This is a genomic window from Brevundimonas sp. (genome assembly GCF_027484365.1).
Lineage (GTDB): Bacteria > Pseudomonadota > Alphaproteobacteria > Caulobacterales > Caulobacteraceae > Brevundimonas.
On sequence record NZ_JAIXTC010000007.1, the window covers coordinates 1 to 15,459 of the forward strand.

Genomic DNA, 15,459 nt, shown 5'->3' on the forward strand with positions numbered 1-15,459 from the left:
AGGCCCAGCTCAGCTCCATCGCCCGGCAGCTCAACGAACGACCCAGAAAGACCTTGCTCTATCGGACACCAGCGGAGACCTTCGCCGAGTGTGTTGCAGCGATCAGTTGAGCCCACCGTGGGAAGCGGTCACTCCGCGGGTTTGGCGACTGAACCGCGAGTGACCCGCCTGTTCAGCCGAGACCTCTGCCGCGTACGACGCTCAGCCGTCGTAGCTGACTGCCGGGTGCAACTCATATGGCCTCGCTCCATCAACAAGAGGGCCTTTTGGAGCCGGGCCGAGATTGCGTGATGGTGCCAGCGCCAGCGCGCCGTCGCCCAGCAACACCTGCGCGATGCAAAGGACGAGGAGGTAGGCGGCATATTCCCAGCCTCCTCCCGGCGCGGTGAATACCCAGCCGTTGGTCCAATGGACAGTCACGAGCGCTCCGAGCATGAACGGTGCCAGCGCCGCAGCCGCCAGTCGAGCATGAATGCCCATGACCAGCATAAGTCCACCGACCACTTCGACTGCGAAGGTCAGATAAGCGAGCCATCCCGGCAAGCCAACCGAGTGAAAGAACGCAGCCGTTCCAGAAAGCCCGAAAGTCATCAGCTTCAGGAGCAGGCTGTGAGCAAGAAACATGATGCCGAGGGCGATCCGCAGAAGCGCGATTCCCCAAGCGGCGGTGCGGGTTTGTTCGGACATGGCTGCATATTCCAGGGAAAGTGAATGACGCATGGCGCAGACCTACGCCGGGATTTGAGGCGCAGCGTTTTTGAATGGCAGAAGCTGAAGGATGCCAAAGGTCAACTCGATGACGAGAAAACCCCACAGCAGCGGGCTGGCCCCGCTTATCAGCGCATGGATCATCGCTGCGCTGAACATGAACCGGGCGGCGGCGTCGTAGCGAGCCAACCAGACCAAGCCGGACCGCAGGCGCAAGACTGCCCAGACGATGACGACAGAGCCGAGAAAGTTTGCATAAAGGACACCTTCGGGCGGCAAGGGTTGCATCGGACTTATACCAAGCGCTCTGTGAATCGTTGCAAACAGTGCGTAGAGCAGGGCCAGCGTCCACGGTGTGGCAAAGACTGCTGTGACGACCAGGTCATACCAGGCGCTGGCCAAAAAGATGCGTCGATAGGTGTTCAAGCCGATCATTTGTCCCTCCTCGGTCTGATTCCGGCTGGGCCGCCCGATATTTCCAGAAATCGCTCGACGTCAGCTAGCCCCGTTGCTTGACCGGGCAAGTCGACACACCGATCAACTTGTAACCGAGGCAGGTTCCGACCAAAGTCGTACCAATCATGTAGGCGCCAGTGAGAGCGAATCCGACCGTAGCTATCAGGGGCACGGGGGCGATGAAGGCGGCGACAAACAATGCGACAGCGGCGATTGCACGGAGGACGCGGTCGGCGTTTCCGAGATTCTTTTTGAAGGAAAACATGAGCAGGCTCCTGAGGATAAGTCGAAGACGTCGTGATTGTTGGGTTTTGTGAAGTTGAGTTCGTTGTCTTGTCTTGTCTCGAGTTCAGGCGATTCCAACTGTGCCGGAGACCTTTTTGGGCTTGGCTGACCGCACCGACCGTCCAGAGATGACAGCACCGTCAGCGCAGACGGGTCACGGTGCGGGCGGAACAGCGGGGGCGAGGGTCTGGATGACGGCGCGGGCTGCGGCCTTGACGGCCGCCTCGCCGCCCATCGTTTCAGCGGCGTTGGCCACAGCGAGCACGCCGTTCTCACTGCCGGGGAACAGGGCCACGAAAGCGAACCAGTTGCCGTCAGAGCCGCCGTGGGTGAGGGCGGGACCGGCCCGGCCGGAGATCTGCGGCGGGACGCCCCAACCCATGGCCACGATGCTGTCGCCGCGCGGCGTGTGCATCAGCCGATAGGTTTCAGGCTTGAGCAGCTTGCCGCGGCCCGCTTCGCCGGCCATCTGATCGATACAGAACCTCGCCCAGTCGGCCAGGGTCATTCGCACGCCGCCCGCGGGCAGGATCATCTGTGGGTTCCCGTCTGCGGCGACGGACATCCGCCCATCGATGTGGCCGGACGTCTCGCCGGCGTCAGGGATTTGGTTGAAGACAGCGGTGGTCATGCCCAGAGGGCCGAAAACCTCCTCCTGCATCAGCGTCTCATAGGATTTTCCGGTCGCCTGTTCAGCAATGGCACCCGCCAGAATCAAGCCGGTGTTGGAATAGCTGGGCTCGCCTCGGGTCGGGCCGACCGGCGCATCCGCGACTGCCAGGCGCAGATAGGCCAAACGTTGTTCCTGAAGCGGCCGGGTATCGGTGAAGAAGGTCCGGAAATAGGCTTCGTCGCTGTGGTTCTCGGGCAGGCCCGCCCGATGCGACATCAGGTCGACCAGAGTCACGTCGCGATACTCCGGTCGCATCTCCGCTGCCAGGTCGGGCAGCATCTCCGACAAGGGGGCTTCCCAGCTCAGCACGCCCCGTTCCACCAGTCGGGCGATCATCGTGACCGTCATCGCCTTGCTGTCGGACCCCAGGTTCCAGAGGTCGTCGATGGTCGCCGGCGACTCCGACCCCAGCGCGTCAATCCCGGCCACCGCCTGATCGACGACCTCACCGTTGCGGATGACCAGCACGCCGACGGCCGGGACGGTCTTGCCCTCCATCGCGGCTGCGAGGGTCGCAGGCAGGGGCGGCACCCCCGAAGTCTGCTGGGCCAGCGTCGGGGTGGCGGCCAGTGCAGCACCGAGACAGAGAAAAAGGGCAGTGCGGTTCATGGGGGCTCCAACCGGGCTGGTGTTGAATATGTTCACAGGTTTATTAGACCTACGTACCTGTGTTCTTAGAAGGCGGCTCATGCGAATGTCTGCTATACTCAGCGCGTATGGCCACGCTCGACGACCTCAACCTGCTACGAACCTTCGTGCGAATTGCTGAGGCCGGTAGTATTTCGGCAGCGGCGCGCTCGATGCACACCACGCAGCCGACGTTGAGCCGGCAACTCCAGCAGCTCGAGTCCCTCCTCGACGCCCCGCTTGTGCAGCGTGACACCCGCAGCATGAGTCTAACGGCGGCGGGCCAACGCCTGCTCGTGGATGCGCGGGAGATCCTCGACCACGTTCAAGCCGTCACGCTGCGCGCGAACGGTGAACACGCCGCGCCGCGCGGGCATCTACGCGTTGTGACAACGATTGACATGGGCCAGTACCATGTTGCCCCGTTGCTGGCTCGGCTGCGCGACCAATGCCCACAACTGACCGCTGAAATGCACGTCACAAACCGCCCGGTGAAATTCGTCGAGGAAGGATTTGATTGCGGCGTGCTGGTCGGCGCCATCACCGACGACAGGCTCGTCGCCAAACGTCTGCTGGAAAATCCGCGGGTCCTGGTCGCAGCACCCGCGCTGGTGAAGAAACTGGGCATACCGGAGAAACCGGGCGACCTTGAAGCCTGGCCGTGGGTGGGACTGCTTGGCGCACATTTCCTGATCGACAACTCCGTCCCGTTCACAAACGGCTGCAAGACCGAGACGCTGAGCTTTGATGCCGCGCTTCGGCTGGACGGCGTCACCTCCATGCGCGCCGCGGTCCTGGCCGGAGCGGGCGTTGCAGTGCTGCCGCTTTTTTCGGTGCGCGAAGCGGTCGCTGCAGGCACGCTGCAACTCATTCTGCACGACTGGATAATTCCGCCCGTCGAATTTCACGCCGTCTATCTGGCATCATCCTTTGTGCCTGCGAAGGTGCGCGCCTTCGTGGATTTGTGTGTGCAAGAAATGCCGGGACGCTTCGACGACGTCGGATCGGAACGGACAGGTTAGATCGCCCGAGCCGCACCAGCCCCCGGCCCTACGCGACGGGTAATCCTTACCGGGAGGCGTGCCCCCACCGGCTGTCGCGTGGATGGTGGGAATGTCGCTTAGGGGTCGGGAACGGACATGACCCCGCAGGCGTAAACCGGACATTCGCTCCGGTGCGCGGAAGCGGACCTTCTGAACCGCCGCCTTGGATGGCTAGCGGACCCTCTGTCGCTCATGGGCTCCGCATGCCCAGCGTCACCGCCGGGACACGGTCACCGTCTGATCGCGTCGCCCGACGCGGACGTCATGAAACAGAAGCTTGGCCGTAACGACGTCGTCTTTTGCCCCGCCTAAGGCGGCCGCGGGCCATCGGGGCCCAGGAATCCGGGGCGAACATGATCAATCATCGACTTCTCGCAGGCGTTTCCACGCTTGCTCTGGTGCTCACCGGCGCGCTTGTGCTGCCGAACGCTGCGCAGGCCCAGGCCGTCGTATCCGAGCCAGGCGATGCCGCCCAGCTTGATGAAGTCGTCGTTTTCGGCGTCGGCCAGAGCCGCCAGCAGGCCTCGATCACCGAAGCCGCGATTGCTGTCGAGGCTCCCGGCACCAGCCCGCTGAAGGCGATCGAACGCCTGCCCGGCGTCAGCTTCCAGTCGGCCGACGCCTTCGGCAACTATGAATGGTCGACGCGCATCGTGCTGCGCAGCTTCAACCAGAATCAGCTCGGCTTCACCCTCGACGGCGTGCCGCTGGGCGACATGAGCTATGGCAACCACAATGGTCTGCACATCTCGCGCGCCATCATTTCCGAAAACGTCGGTCGCGTGGACGTGGCCCAGGGTTCGGGCGCACTGGGCACCGCATCCAGCAGCAACCTGGGCGGCACCGTCCAGTTCGTCAGCCGTCGCCCGGCCAATGAGTTCGGCCTTGACGTCGCCGCCACCTATGGCAGCGAACAGACCCTGCGCGGCCTCATCCGTCTGGACACGGGCGCCTTCGGCCCGGCCGGCACGGCGCTGTCGCTGTCCTATGTCGATCATCAGATGGACAAGTGGAAGGGCGTGGGCGAACAGAACCAGCAGCAGATCAACGCCAGCCTGGTCCAGCCGATCGGCAAGGGCGAGATCACCGGCTTCGTCAACTGGTCCGAGCGTCGCGAGAACGACTATCAGGACCTGTCCCTGGCCCAGATCGGTTACCTGGGCCGCGACTTCGACAATATCTCGGGCAACTACGCCCTGGCCGTTCGCATCGCCGACATCGCCAACAATCGCGGTGAAACCGGTGCGGCCGTGACCAATGCCGCAGCTGGAACGGTCTATCCGGCCCCGATCCGGACTGTAGACGACGCCTATTTCGACGCCTCGGGCCTGCGTGACGATACGATCGGCGCCCTGACGTTCAACTACCCCATCACCGACACCTTCTCGATTTCGCTGACCGGCTATGGTCACCACAATGAAGGTCAAGGTCTGTGGTGGACGCCTTATGTCGCTACTCCGGTCGGCGCTCCCGATCAGAACGGCACGGCGATCACGGCCCCCAGCCCGATTTCGGTCCGCACCACCGAATATGACATCGAGCGCACGGGCGCGCTCGGTTCGGCCATGCTGGACCTGGGGACCCATTCGATCGAGGCCGGCTTCTGGCTGGAGAAGAACGACTTCAACCAGGCGCGCCGCTTCTACGGCCTGGCTCGCGCGGCCAACACCCGCTCGTCGCTGGAGTTCCTCGAAAACCCCTTCTTCACCCAGTGGGAATATGAGTTCGAGACCGAGACGCGCCTGTTCTATGTGCAGGACAGCTGGGCTGTCACCGACGCCTTGACGGTGTTCGGCGGCTTCAAGTCCCTGTCGGTCGAGAACACGGCCCGGACCGTCACCGGCCCCAACAAGACGGGCACGATCAAGGCCGAAGACAACTTCCTGCCCCAGGTCGGCGCGACCTTCGACATCAACGGCGACCACCAGCTGTTCGTCTCCTATTCGGAAAACCTGCGGGCCTTCGAATCGTCGAACACCGGCGGACCGTTCTCGGCCTCGGCGGCCGGGTTCGCGGCCCTTCGTTCGACAATCGAGCCGGAAAGCTCCAGGACGGTCGAGGCCGGCTGGCGTTTCCGCTACGACCAGCTTCAGGGTTCGGTTGCGGTCTATAACGTCGAGTTTTCGGACCGTTTGCTGGGCGTCGCCCTCGGCGCGCCGATCCAGGGTCTGGGCAACGGCATTCAGAACGTGGGCTCGGTCAAGTCGCGCGGCTTCGAAGCGGCGGCCGTGTGGACCTTCAATGATGACTGGTCGGCCTTCGGTTCGTTCAGCTACAACGACTCGACCTATGAGGACGACGTGCGCGACCGTACGGGCGCATTGGTTGCCGCAACCGGCGGCAAGACGGTGGTGAACACGCCTGAAACGCTGTTCCGCGCCGAACTCGCCTATGATGACGGGGCCCTGTTCGGCACGCTGGCCGCGGCCTACACCGGCGAGCGTTTCTCCAGCTATCTGAATAATGAGAGCGTGGACGGCTACACGCTGCTCGAGCTCACGGCCGGCTATCGGGTGGCCGAAACGGGTAACTGGCTGGACGGCACCGAGATCCAGTTCAACGTGACCAACCTGCTGGACGAAGACCACATCTCGACGGTCGGCTCGGGCGGTTTCTCGAACGGGCCCGGCGGACAGACCTTCCTGCCGGGCGCGCCCCGTCAGGCGTTCGTGTCCGTGCGTCGCCACTTCTAGGCCGGCGGCGACACCGGTTAGGACGGGGCGCGTTCATGCGACGCGCCCCGTTCGCGTTCTGACGGCGGAGAGACGGTGATGAAGACCCTTTCGCGACGGGGCCTGATGGCGGGCACGGCGGGACTCGGACTGGCGGCCCACGCCGCCGGGGCCTCGGCCGATCCCCACAGCGAGTCCAGCCGAACCCTGACCCGGATCGCCTTCGGTTCCTGCGCCAAGAGCGACAAGCCCCAGCCGATCTGGGACGCTGTGCTGGCGGCGGAGCCAGACCTGTTCATCTTCCTCGGTGACAACGTCTATCTGGATACCCGGGACCCGGCAGTGATGCGCCGGAAATATGCCGAACTGGCCGCCCAGCCCGGGTTCCAGAAGCTGAAGGCCAGCGTGCCCATCCTCGCCATCTGGGACGACCACGATTATGGCGAGAACGACGCCGGAGCCGACTATCCGATGAAGGAGGAAAGCCGTCGGCTGTTCCTGGATTTCTTCGGCGAGCCGGCCGATAGCCCCCGACGCACCCGCGACGGCATCTACACCGCGCATGTGTTCGGCCCGCCCGGCCGGCGGGTGCAGATCCTGCTGCCCGACCTGCGCTGGAACCGCACGCCGCTGGTGCCGCTGGAGCTCGGCGATCAGGACTATGACACCTGGGTCGAGCAGCGCGCCGAGGCGGGGCTCAGCACACCCGGCCCCTATATGCGCAACCCGGAGATGACCGCGACCCAGCTGGGCGAGACCCAGTGGCGCTGGCTGGAAGAGCAGCTGGGCGTGCCCGCCGATATTCGCATCCTCGCCTCCAGCCTCCAGGTGGTCGCCGATTTCGCCGGCTGGGAGGGCTGGATCAATTTTGCCCATGACCACCAGCGGCTGATTGCAGCCATCCGGGACCGGAAGGCGAACGGCCTGTTCTGCCTTTCGGGCGACACCCACTACGGCGAAATCTCGAGGTTGGACGTCAACACTCCCTATCCGTTGTGGGACATCACCTCCTCCGGCCTGACCGAGGTTTGGCCCGTAACCCCGCCCAACGCCTTGCGCGTCGGCGAAGTGTTCCGGGAGCAGAATTTCGGCCTGCTGACCATAGGCTGGGAGGGCGAAAGCCCAACGGTCCTGGCCCGGATTCACGACGTCGATGGCGTCATCCGGTTGGAACAGCCGATCCGGATCGCTGACCTCGTCGCTTGATCTCCGCCCGGTAGCGTCTCACCCAGGACTTCAGGCGCCGCGGGTGCTGGACGGAGATGGCAAGGCCAAGAGTCGTCCCTTAGCCCGAGGGCCGGGACGCGGTCGTTGCGGTCCTTGCCCATGAGCGGACCCGCCGGGGATCCGGGAACGGCGCGAACCGGACGGGCCGGCCATCCTCGTCGCGACCGGGCTACAGCCGGTTCGGCGGCATCCGGAGATAGCGGCGGCCCTCTCCGTCCGGAGGCCGCAGGGCGAGCAGCGTCCGGATGGACCTGTGGAGCGGTGGCGCGGCGCCATGCAGCGCTTCGCTGACTTCAGACGCCGACGACCTCCAGCATCCCGTCCGGCAACGGCCGCTGCAGCGCCTTCGCCTCGTCCCAGGGCGCGCGCATCCAGACGTCGCGCTCCTCCTCCGTCGTCAGGATCACCGGCATGGCCTTGCGATGCCAGGTCTTCACCGGCTCGGCGGCCTCGGTCGTCAGGAAGGCGAAGGCGTCGAACGCTTCCCGGCCGGTCTTGATCTTCCGGACGCAGGCGTGGGGCGTCCAGACGCCGGCGAAGAAGGTCAGGGGCTGGTCGGGGGACATCGCGAACCAGACCGGTTTCAGCGTGCGCTGATGATCCTGATCCGGCTCGCTGAAGGCGTTGAAGGGAACGAGGCAGCGGCTGGCCGGAGACAACCACGGCCGCCAGTGCGGCGAGGCGGTGTTGCGGACATTGGTCGTGCCCTTGTCCGGCTCCAGCTCCAGATAGTGTTTGAACCCCTCGTCATCGATCACCTGGCCCTTGGCGCGCAGCTTCTCGACCCGCTTCACCGTGGCGTCGAACAGCGCCTTTTTCGACGAGGGCATGCCCCAGCGCGCCATGGTCAGGATACGCTCGCCCTCCGCGTCCAGGCGGACGATCGGGGCGGAATAGTCGGGATAGATGTCGCGGGGTTCGAGGTTGCCGACGTCGCTGTTCAGGGCGCGCGCCATGGCCAGGATGTCGCCGGGTCCGGACTTCGATCGGTAGAGATTGCACATGGGGCCAGAGCATCACGCACGGCCCGGGGTGTCCAGAACCGGTCGCGCCGAGTGTCGCCCATGGGTCGAACAGCGACCCATCCACCGGGCCCAAGGCGGAGATTGTCCTGGGGACACAGAAGCGGGCGCGGTCAATGCAGGTCCGGGGTATCCAGGCGCAGCATTTCGCGATCAGAACCGGAGACCGACACCAACGATCGCCTGATTTCGGGTTATGTCGCTGCCATAGTCCGAAAATCGATACTCGATCTTCCCGTAGAAGCGATCGGTCAGATCATGCTCAAGCCCTGCACCAACCCGCACGCCATCGCGGTTATCGGATCGCAATGACGTCGCCGGGCCCCGGTTGATCTGAAACGACGAGTTCAGCTCAAGATGGGTGTAGCCAACCAGGCCGTAAATTCGCGTTCGGCCGTTGCCGAGATTGACGCCTAGACGAGCATTCGCGCTGAGATCGCGCCCTGGGCTGAGGCAGGATTCGAAGATGCCTGGCGCCAGAACAAGCGGATTGACCTGACAACGCGAACCCGTCGCGAAATCGACATTGCCCTCAATCCCGGCAAAAATCCGGCCCTGGATTTTCGCATCATACCCCAGGCCGAGGCCGGAAACGCCGCCCTCTACCGGCCCGAATGTTGAATCCGATGGGCTGAAGAAGCTTCTGTGCGAGACACGATCAAAGCCGCCATGAAGTTCTGCGCGCGCGCCTTGGGCATGGGCTGTTCCCGACATGCCGATACCGAGGATTGCTCCCAGATAAAGTTGCCACCTGCCCATCGCCCTGCTCCAGTCCTCCGCTGCCTACGCGAGTTCTCGTCACCCGACGAGACCTGCCCTCTCTGGTCCCTCCGCCACAGCGGGAGTGCGCAGGCTCCATAGCTGACCCCGGGCTCTGATGGGAGTGGCCGGGCGTTGACGACCTCTGCGCGCAGCCGGTTCGCCCCAAAGGGCCGGTAACGGCTAGCCGAAAGCAGACCTTCCCGACGACTCCGATGGGTCGGGATCTGTCATTGCGGTCCTTGCCCAAGCGCGGACCCGCCGAGGGTCGGGAAGGGCGGGAACCGGACATGCCGGGCCGGCCTCGCCGCGATCTGTCTACAGCAGGTTGAGCGGCATTCTGAGATAGCGCCGGCCGTCCGTGTCAGCGGGGGGCAGGGCCCCGGCCCGGATATTGACCTGGAGCGAAGGCAGGATCAGCGCCGGCGCCTTGAGGGTCGCGTCCCTCGCCTCGCGCATCGCGACGAAGGCCGCCTCCGACGCGCCGGCGCCCACGTGGATATTGCCGTCCCGCTGGGCGGCGACGGTGGTCTCGAACCGGTAGTCGGCGCGGCCTTCGGGCAGATAGTCGTGGCCGACGAAGACCCGGGTCTCGTCCGGCAGGGCAAACAGCCTCTGGATCGAGCGATAGAGGGTCCGCGCGTCGCCGCCGGGGAAGTCGGTGCGCGCCGTCCCGTAGTCCGGCATGAACAGGGTGTCGCCGGTGAAGACGGCATCCCCGATCCGGTAGCTGACACAGGCCGGCGTATGGCCGGGGGTGTGGATGACCTCGACGGAGAGCGATCCCAGGGCAAAGACGTCGCCGTCGCCGTACAGATGGTCGAAGACCTGACCGTCCGGCGTGACGTCGTCGGCATTGAACAGGGGGGCGAAGGTCGTCTGAACCCGGGTGATCTGGTCGCCGATGCCGATCTCGACCCCTTCGGCCTCACGCAGGTGATCCGCCGCCGTCAGGTGATCGGCGTGGGCATGGGTCTCGAGGACGAGGGCCAGGGTCAGGCCGGCGTCCCTGAGCGCCTGCATCACCTGGTCCACAGACCCGGTTGAGGTGCGCGCCGTCGCAGGATCATAGTCGAGGACGGGGTCGATGATCGCGGCCATGCCCGTCGCCGGGTCGCTGACCAGATAGGTGATCGTATGGGTCGCGGGGTCGAAAAACCCCCGGACGTCGGGATGCTGGGCCATGAAGGGCTCCTTTCCAGACCCCTATATATTAGGACTTGCTTATTTAGCAAGTGCGCATATATTGCCGGTCATGATCGATCTCGAGACCATAGGCCTGGACCGTTTCGAAGCCAGCGCAGGCGAAGCCGCCGGCCTGATGCGCGCCCTCTCCAACGAGAAGCGGCTGATGATCCTGTGCCAGCTCGGCGACCGGGAACTGTCCGTCGGACAGATGCTGGCCCTGGTCGGGCTGTCGCAATCGGCCCTGTCGCAGCATCTCGCGAAACTGCGGGACGAGCGTCTGGTGGCGACGCGGCGCGACGGCACCACGATCTTCTATCGCATCGCCGATCCGGCGGTCCTCAAGGTCATCGCCGTCCTGGCCGAGATCTACTGTCCTCCCCTTCCCTCCGAAAAGGCGTGACCATGCCCGTCCTGACCCCTCTCAAGCCCGCCGATGTCGCCGGTCGACTGAAGGCCCATACCGCCGTCCTGATCGACATCCGCGAACCGGACGAGTTCGCCCGCGAACATGTGGCGGGCGCTGTCCATGCGCCGCTGTCGGCCTTCGACGAGGTCCCGCTCAAACTGCCGGACGGCCGTGACGTGATCTACACCTGCCGCACCGGCAACCGCACGGGCGTCAACTGCGTGCGTCTGGCCGCCCGGGTCCCGGGCGAGGCCTTCGTCCTCGAAGGCGGTCTCGACGCCTGGAAGGCCCAGGGGCTGGCGACGAAGGCCGATGCGTCCAAGCCGATCGAGCTGATGCGCCAGGTCCAGATGACCGCCGGGGGTCTGGTCCTGATCGGGGCCGCGCTCGGTCTGCTGGTTCACCCGGCCTTCTGGGGGCTTTCGGCCTTCGTGGGCGCGGGGCTGTTCGTCGCCGGGGCGACCGGCTTCTGCGGCATGGCGCGGCTGCTTGCCGCCATGCCGTGGAACAGAGCCGCCCTGAAGGCCGGGTAGGACCATGACCACGGACCTGATTCCCCTTCTGCTGGCGGCCCTGAGCGGGGGCGTCGTCGCCCTCCTGCTGACGCTGTTCGGCGGCGGGGGTTCGGTCCTGGCGGTTCCGCTCCTGCTCTTTGTCGTTGGGGTTCGGGACCCCCATGTCGCCATCGGGGTGTCGGCGGCGGGCGTCGCCCTCAACGCCCTGACGGCCCTGGCCGGACATGCGCGCGCGGGCCGGGTCCGCTGGCCCTGCGCCACCCTGTTTGCGGTCACGGGCGCGGCCGGCGCCTGGTTCGGATCCTCGCTCGCCAAGATGATCGACGGGCATCAGCTGTTGCTGATCTTCGCGGTCGCCATGGCCGCGGTGGGCGTGTCGATGCTGCGCCCGAAGGCGGTCGTCGTCCGGCCCGAGCCGAGGCTGAACTGGGCCATGTCTCCGCGCATCGGCCTCGCCGGCGCCGGGGTGGGGTCAGCGGCGGGCTTCTTCGGGATCGGCGGCGGGTTCCTGATCGTGCCGGGCCTGATGGCCTCGACCGGCATGAGCCTGGCGACGGCCCAGGCGACGTCCCTGCTCAGCGTGGCCGCCTTCGGCGCCACGACGGCGGGCAACTACGCCCTCTCGGGCTGGCTCGACTGGGGTCTGGTCGCCGCCATGGCGACAGGGGGTGTGGCCGGAACGCTGGCGGGCCTGCCCCTCGCGCGCCGACTGGGGGCCAATGCCGTCCTGGGTCGCCGGCTGTTCGCCGGACTGATCCTGCTGGTCGCCGCCTATGTGGCCGTGCGGGCGGCGTCGGGGATCTAGACGAACAACGATCCTCAGTCCTCCGCCTCGATCTGGTCGATGTCGTCGTCGTCGAGGCCCATGTGGTGGCCGATTTCGTGGATGAGGACATGGGCGATGATCTCGGCCAGGCCGACGTCGCCGCGTTCGCACCATTCGTCGAGGATCGGGCGGCGGTAGAGGAAGACGCGGGAGGGCTCGGGCGCGGGGCCGAAGGCGTCGCGCTCTCCGACATGGAAGCCGTGATAGAGGCCGGTCAGGTCGAACGGATCCTCCAGATCGACCGAGGCCAGGGTCTCCTCGTCGGCGAAGTCGTCGATGCGGATGACCACGTCTCCGGCCGCCGATTTGAACGGCTCCGGCAGGGCGTCGAAGGCCTCGCGTGCCAGACGGGCGAAGTCGTCGAGCGAAGGGGCGGTCTGGGTGTTCCAGGTCATTTGAGTGCCGAGTGGCGAGTGGTGAGTGGCGAGGAGGTAGGCCGTTGTCGTGAGCGGCGCCAGCGTCATGGGCGCGGCAACTCGCCACTCGCCACGGATCACTCACCACTCCCTTAACCATCCCGTTCGCGCCCGGCGCGACATCGGCTATGGTTCCGATTCGATCCAGCGGGTGAACGGGTATGGCGGAGGCCGATATCGCCTTTGCGGCGGCGGCGGGAGCGGCGGGGCTGGCCCTGTCGATCAGCGTCTGGGCATGGCGGTTGCGCCGGGCCGTGAGCCTGCGCGAATCCATGATTGAGCGGGAACGCGCCGCAGGGGCTGTGAGCCGGGCCCAGCACGCCGGCGCCCTGACCGCCTTCGACGACGTGCGCATCGGCCTGACGCCGGGCGAGCCGCCGCTGCTGCTGGGGCGCGACGAGTCCATCGAGGCGGTGCGCCTCGCCTTTGCAAGGGACGTCCAGGGACCGCCGGGCGCCGCCCTGGCCGAGGCGCTGCATATGGGCCTGCCCGAAGTCATTGACGCCCTTCTGGCCGACGGGACACCGTTCGAGGCCCACGACGGCGACGACTGGAAGATCGAGGGCAGCGCCGTCAACGGCACGGCCTGGCTCAGGCTGTCGCCTGTGGCGCGGACGGTGTCGCAGGCTGACATCCAGAGCGTGGCGCAGGACGTGGTGCAGGACGGGAGCCCCGGCGAGCACGGTTTCGGGGCCGGGCTGATCGCCGACGCCTCGCCCTCGCCGACCTGGGTCGTGGATCACGACGGCCGGCTGGTCTGGGCCAACAAGGCCTGGCTGGCCGAGGTGAAGTGCGCGACGGTCGAGGCCGCGCGCCAGAGCCAGGTCAGTTTCGACCGGGGCGCCGACCAGCTGGCGGCCGAGGCGGCGCGGGTCGGGACACATCAGGAAGGCTTCCGCTGGACCGCCGGGGACGGCCGTCGCCGGGCCTGGAAGATCCTGGCCGAGCCCCTGTTCTCGGGCGGCGCGGCCGGGCCGGGCGGGCCGGTTCTGGTCTTCGCCATCGACATGACCGAGGCCGAGGAGACGCGGGACACCCTGCGCCGTCACGTCACGGCCCATGACGAGACCCTGAACCATCTGGCCGATGCGGTGGCCATCTTCGGCCCGTCCAAGAAGCTGGCCTTCCACAACATCGCCTTCCAGGTCCTGTTCAACCTGGATCCGGCCTGGCTCAACGAACGGCCGACCCATGCCGAGCTGCTGGACCGGCTGCGTCAGCGCCGGATGCTGCCCGAGGTCATCGACTATGCGGGCTGGAAGGCGCGGGAGCTGGAGTTCTACGAGGCCACCGAGGCGGCGGCCGACGACAGCTGGTCCCTGCCCGACGGGCGGACGCTGAGACTGGTGCGCCAGCCCCATCCCCTGGGCGGGATCCTGCTGCTGTTTTCGGACATCACCGGTGAGCTGTCCCTGCGCAGCCGGTTCAACGCCCAGCTACAGGTGCAGACGGCGACCCTGGACAAGCTGAACGATGCGGTCGCCGTGTTCGGGTCGGACGGGCGGTTGAGGCTGCACAACGAGGCGTTCGAGACCTTCTGGAGCCTGTCGGCCGAGCGGCTGGAGGAGGCCGGGGATTTCGACGCCATCGCCGAACTGTGCAAGACGGCCCTGCCCGACGCGGCCCTGTGGCTGGGGCTGAAGGCGCGGGTGGCCGATCCCGATCCCGAGAGCCGGGTGCCGATCTCGGGCGAGGGGCGGACGACAGACGGGCGGACCGCGGCCTGGCAGACCCGGCCCCTGCCCGACGGCGCCACCCTGGTCGCCTTTTCCGACGTGACGGCCCGGCGCGAGCTGGAACAGGCCCTGGCCCAGCGCGAGGCGGCGCTGAAGGAAAGCCAGGCGCTGAAGCGGGAGTTTGTGGGCTCGGTCAGCTATGAGCTGAGGACGCCGCTCACGACCATCGTCGGCTATTCCGAACTGCTGGAGACCATGGCCGACCTGCCGGAACGCAGCCGCCAGCACGCAGGGGCGATCCGGGTGGCGGCGGCCCAGCTGACCGGCTCGATCGACGACGTCCTGGACATGGCCCAGATCGACGCGGGCGAGATGGAGCTGTCGCTCGGCGACGTCCGGGTGCGCGACCTGTTCGCCGCCGCCGTCGAGAAGCACCGGCCCCGGATCGAGGGCCGGGGCGCGACCCTGAAGGCCGTGGCGGCCGCCAAACTGCCGCCCATCCGGGCCGATGCCCGCCGTCTGGCCCAGGCGATCGACCACCTGCTGGACAATGCCGGGCGGTCGGTGTCGGAGGGCGGGGCGGTCAGTCTGAGGGCCGAGGCCAATGCGTCGGAACTACGGATCCGGGTCGAGGATACGGGCCGGGGCATCCCCTATCACCTGCAGGCCCATGTGTTCGACCGGTTCGTGAAGCGCGAACGGGGCGGGCCGGGTGTGGGTCTGGCTCTCGTGAAGGCCCTGGTCGAACTGCACGGCGGCTGGGCCGAGGTGGAAAGCGAGCCGGGCAAGGGCGCCGCCTTCATCCTGCACCTGCCGCTGGAGGCCGACAGCGGGGCGGCGGCGCCGGAGTTGGCACTGGGTTAGTGGCGAGTCTCGAGTGGCGAGTGACGAGCTGTCCGATCCCGGGTTTTGACAGCGTGACCCGCGCTCACTAACCACTCGCCACTCGCCACTCGCCAC

The 15,459-nt window shown here is 66.4% G+C and carries 15 protein-coding genes and 1 pseudogene; 8 read left to right on the plus strand and 8 right to left on the minus strand.

Features of this window, described 5'->3' with window-relative positions; all coding sequences use genetic code 11:
- A pseudogene (locus tag Q0044_RS01815) lies at nt 1-110 on the plus strand (IS30 family transposase); the annotation flags it as partial.
- Between the two features lie 91 nt (nt 111-201).
- On the opposite strand, the gene Q0044_RS01820 reads toward Q0044_RS01815, so the two are convergent.
- The 4 genes from Q0044_RS01820 to Q0044_RS01835 all read right to left on the minus strand — a co-directional run bounded on the left by Q0044_RS01820 (nt 202) and on the right by Q0044_RS01835 (nt 2,731).
- On the minus strand, nt 202-720 hold the full coding sequence (locus Q0044_RS01820) for a DoxX family protein (protein ID WP_298158758.1): 519 nt from the start codon (nt 718-720) through the stop codon (nt 202-204).
- 9 nt (nt 721-729) lie between these two features.
- Nucleotides 730-1,143, minus strand: a complete 414-nt coding sequence (locus tag Q0044_RS01825; RefSeq protein WP_298158760.1) for a hypothetical protein — start codon at nt 1,141-1,143, stop codon at nt 730-732.
- Between the two features lie 64 nt (nt 1,144-1,207).
- Nucleotides 1,208-1,429: a YgaP family membrane protein gene (locus Q0044_RS01830; protein WP_298158763.1), complete on the minus strand. Its 222-nt coding sequence runs from the start codon at nt 1,427-1,429 to the stop codon at nt 1,208-1,210.
- Nucleotides 1,430-1,603: 174 nt separating this feature from the next.
- Entirely contained in the window at nt 1,604-2,731 is a 1,128-nt protein-coding gene (locus Q0044_RS01835) for a serine hydrolase domain-containing protein (protein WP_298158766.1), read from the minus strand.
- Between the two features lie 107 nt (nt 2,732-2,838).
- On the opposite strand from Q0044_RS01835, the gene Q0044_RS01840 reads away from it, so the two are divergent.
- From Q0044_RS01840 to Q0044_RS01850, 3 genes are all read left to right on the plus strand, one after another.
- Nucleotides 2,839-3,771 carry a LysR family transcriptional regulator gene (locus tag Q0044_RS01840; RefSeq protein WP_298158769.1) on the plus strand — a complete coding sequence of 311 codons (933 nt, stop codon included), beginning with the start codon at nt 2,839-2,841 and terminating at the stop codon, nt 3,769-3,771.
- 374 nt (nt 3,772-4,145) lie between these two features.
- Nucleotides 4,146-6,485: a TonB-dependent receptor domain-containing protein gene (locus Q0044_RS01845; protein ID WP_298158772.1), complete on the plus strand. Its 2,340-nt coding sequence runs from the start codon at nt 4,146-4,148 to the stop codon at nt 6,483-6,485.
- A gap of 78 nt (nt 6,486-6,563) precedes the next feature.
- Nucleotides 6,564-7,670, plus strand: a complete 1,107-nt coding sequence (locus Q0044_RS01850) for an alkaline phosphatase D family protein (protein WP_298158775.1) — start codon at nt 6,564-6,566, stop codon at nt 7,668-7,670.
- A gap of 314 nt (nt 7,671-7,984) precedes the next feature.
- Here Q0044_RS01850 and Q0044_RS01855 read toward each other — a convergent pair whose 3' ends face one another.
- The 3 genes from Q0044_RS01855 to Q0044_RS01865 all read right to left on the minus strand — a co-directional run bounded on the left by Q0044_RS01855 (nt 7,985) and on the right by Q0044_RS01865 (nt 10,657).
- Complete coding sequence (locus Q0044_RS01855) at nt 7,985-8,695, minus strand: SOS response-associated peptidase (protein ID WP_298158777.1); 711 nt, start codon at nt 8,693-8,695, stop codon at nt 7,985-7,987.
- A 171-nt stretch (nt 8,696-8,866) separates the two neighbouring features.
- Nucleotides 8,867-9,472 carry an outer membrane protein gene (locus Q0044_RS01860; RefSeq protein WP_298158779.1) on the minus strand — a complete coding sequence of 202 codons (606 nt, stop codon included), beginning with the start codon at nt 9,470-9,472 and terminating at the stop codon, nt 8,867-8,869.
- A gap of 318 nt (nt 9,473-9,790) precedes the next feature.
- Nucleotides 9,791-10,657 (minus strand): MBL fold metallo-hydrolase, encoded by an 867-nt coding sequence (locus Q0044_RS01865; protein ID WP_298158781.1) that lies wholly within the window; start codon nt 10,655-10,657, stop codon nt 9,791-9,793.
- 70 nt (nt 10,658-10,727) lie between these two features.
- Here Q0044_RS01865 and Q0044_RS01870 point away from each other — a divergent pair, with 70 nt between their 5' ends.
- Genes Q0044_RS01870 through Q0044_RS01880 form a run of 3 tightly spaced genes read left to right on the plus strand, consistent with a single transcriptional unit; the run spans nt 10,728 to nt 12,386 of the window.
- Nucleotides 10,728-11,060, plus strand: coding sequence for an ArsR/SmtB family transcription factor (locus tag Q0044_RS01870; RefSeq protein WP_298158783.1), 333 nt, complete (start codon nt 10,728-10,730; stop codon nt 11,058-11,060).
- Between the two features lie 2 nt (nt 11,061-11,062).
- A complete protein-coding gene (locus Q0044_RS01875) occupies nt 11,063-11,599 on the plus strand; it encodes a rhodanese family protein (RefSeq protein ID WP_298158786.1) in 537 nt (178 codons plus the stop codon).
- A 4-nt stretch (nt 11,600-11,603) separates the two neighbouring features.
- Complete coding sequence (locus Q0044_RS01880; protein ID WP_298158789.1) at nt 11,604-12,386, plus strand: sulfite exporter TauE/SafE family protein; 783 nt, start codon at nt 11,604-11,606, stop codon at nt 12,384-12,386.
- Between the two features lie 14 nt (nt 12,387-12,400).
- Here Q0044_RS01880 and Q0044_RS01885 read toward each other — a convergent pair whose 3' ends face one another.
- Complete coding sequence (locus tag Q0044_RS01885) at nt 12,401-12,802, minus strand: metallopeptidase family protein (RefSeq protein WP_298159523.1); 402 nt, start codon at nt 12,800-12,802, stop codon at nt 12,401-12,403.
- Nucleotides 12,803-12,984: 182 nt separating this feature from the next.
- Between Q0044_RS01885 and Q0044_RS01890 the strand changes: the two genes are divergently transcribed.
- A complete protein-coding gene (locus tag Q0044_RS01890; RefSeq protein WP_298158791.1) occupies nt 12,985-15,363 on the plus strand; it encodes a sensor histidine kinase in 2,379 nt (792 codons plus the stop codon).
- Nucleotides 15,364-15,459 lie beyond the last annotated feature (96 nt).

Coding starts and splice junctions, on each gene's coding strand:
- Q0044_RS01860 (WP_298158779.1), bottom strand. CDS start 9,472: ATGGGCAGGTGGCAACTTTATCTGGGAGCAATCCTCGGTATCGGCATG.
- Q0044_RS01890 (WP_298158791.1), top strand. CDS start 12,985: ATGGCGGAGGCCGATATCGCCTTTGCGGCGGCGGCGGGAGCGGCGGGG.
- Q0044_RS01865 (WP_298158781.1), bottom strand. CDS start 10,657: ATGGCCCAGCATCCCGACGTCCGGGGGTTTTTCGACCCCGCGACCCAT.
- Q0044_RS01885 (WP_298159523.1), bottom strand. CDS start 12,802: ATGACCTGGAACACCCAGACCGCCCCTTCGCTCGACGACTTCGCCCGT.
- Q0044_RS01830 (WP_298158763.1), bottom strand. CDS start 1,429: ATGTTTTCCTTCAAAAAGAATCTCGGAAACGCCGACCGCGTCCTCCGT.
- Q0044_RS01825 (WP_298158760.1), bottom strand. CDS start 1,143: ATGATCGGCTTGAACACCTATCGACGCATCTTTTTGGCCAGCGCCTGG.
- Q0044_RS01875 (WP_298158786.1), top strand. CDS start 11,063: ATGCCCGTCCTGACCCCTCTCAAGCCCGCCGATGTCGCCGGTCGACTG.
- Q0044_RS01855 (WP_298158777.1), bottom strand. CDS start 8,695: ATGTGCAATCTCTACCGATCGAAGTCCGGACCCGGCGACATCCTGGCC.
- Q0044_RS01840 (WP_298158769.1), top strand. CDS start 2,839: ATGGCCACGCTCGACGACCTCAACCTGCTACGAACCTTCGTGCGAATT.
- Q0044_RS01850 (WP_298158775.1), top strand. CDS start 6,564: ATGAAGACCCTTTCGCGACGGGGCCTGATGGCGGGCACGGCGGGACTC.
- Q0044_RS01870 (WP_298158783.1), top strand. CDS start 10,728: ATGATCGATCTCGAGACCATAGGCCTGGACCGTTTCGAAGCCAGCGCA.
- Q0044_RS01880 (WP_298158789.1), top strand. CDS start 11,604: ATGACCACGGACCTGATTCCCCTTCTGCTGGCGGCCCTGAGCGGGGGC.
- Q0044_RS01820 (WP_298158758.1), bottom strand. CDS start 720: ATGCGTCATTCACTTTCCCTGGAATATGCAGCCATGTCCGAACAAACC.
- Q0044_RS01835 (WP_298158766.1), bottom strand. CDS start 2,731: ATGAACCGCACTGCCCTTTTTCTCTGTCTCGGTGCTGCACTGGCCGCC.
- Q0044_RS01845 (WP_298158772.1), top strand. CDS start 4,146: ATGATCAATCATCGACTTCTCGCAGGCGTTTCCACGCTTGCTCTGGTG.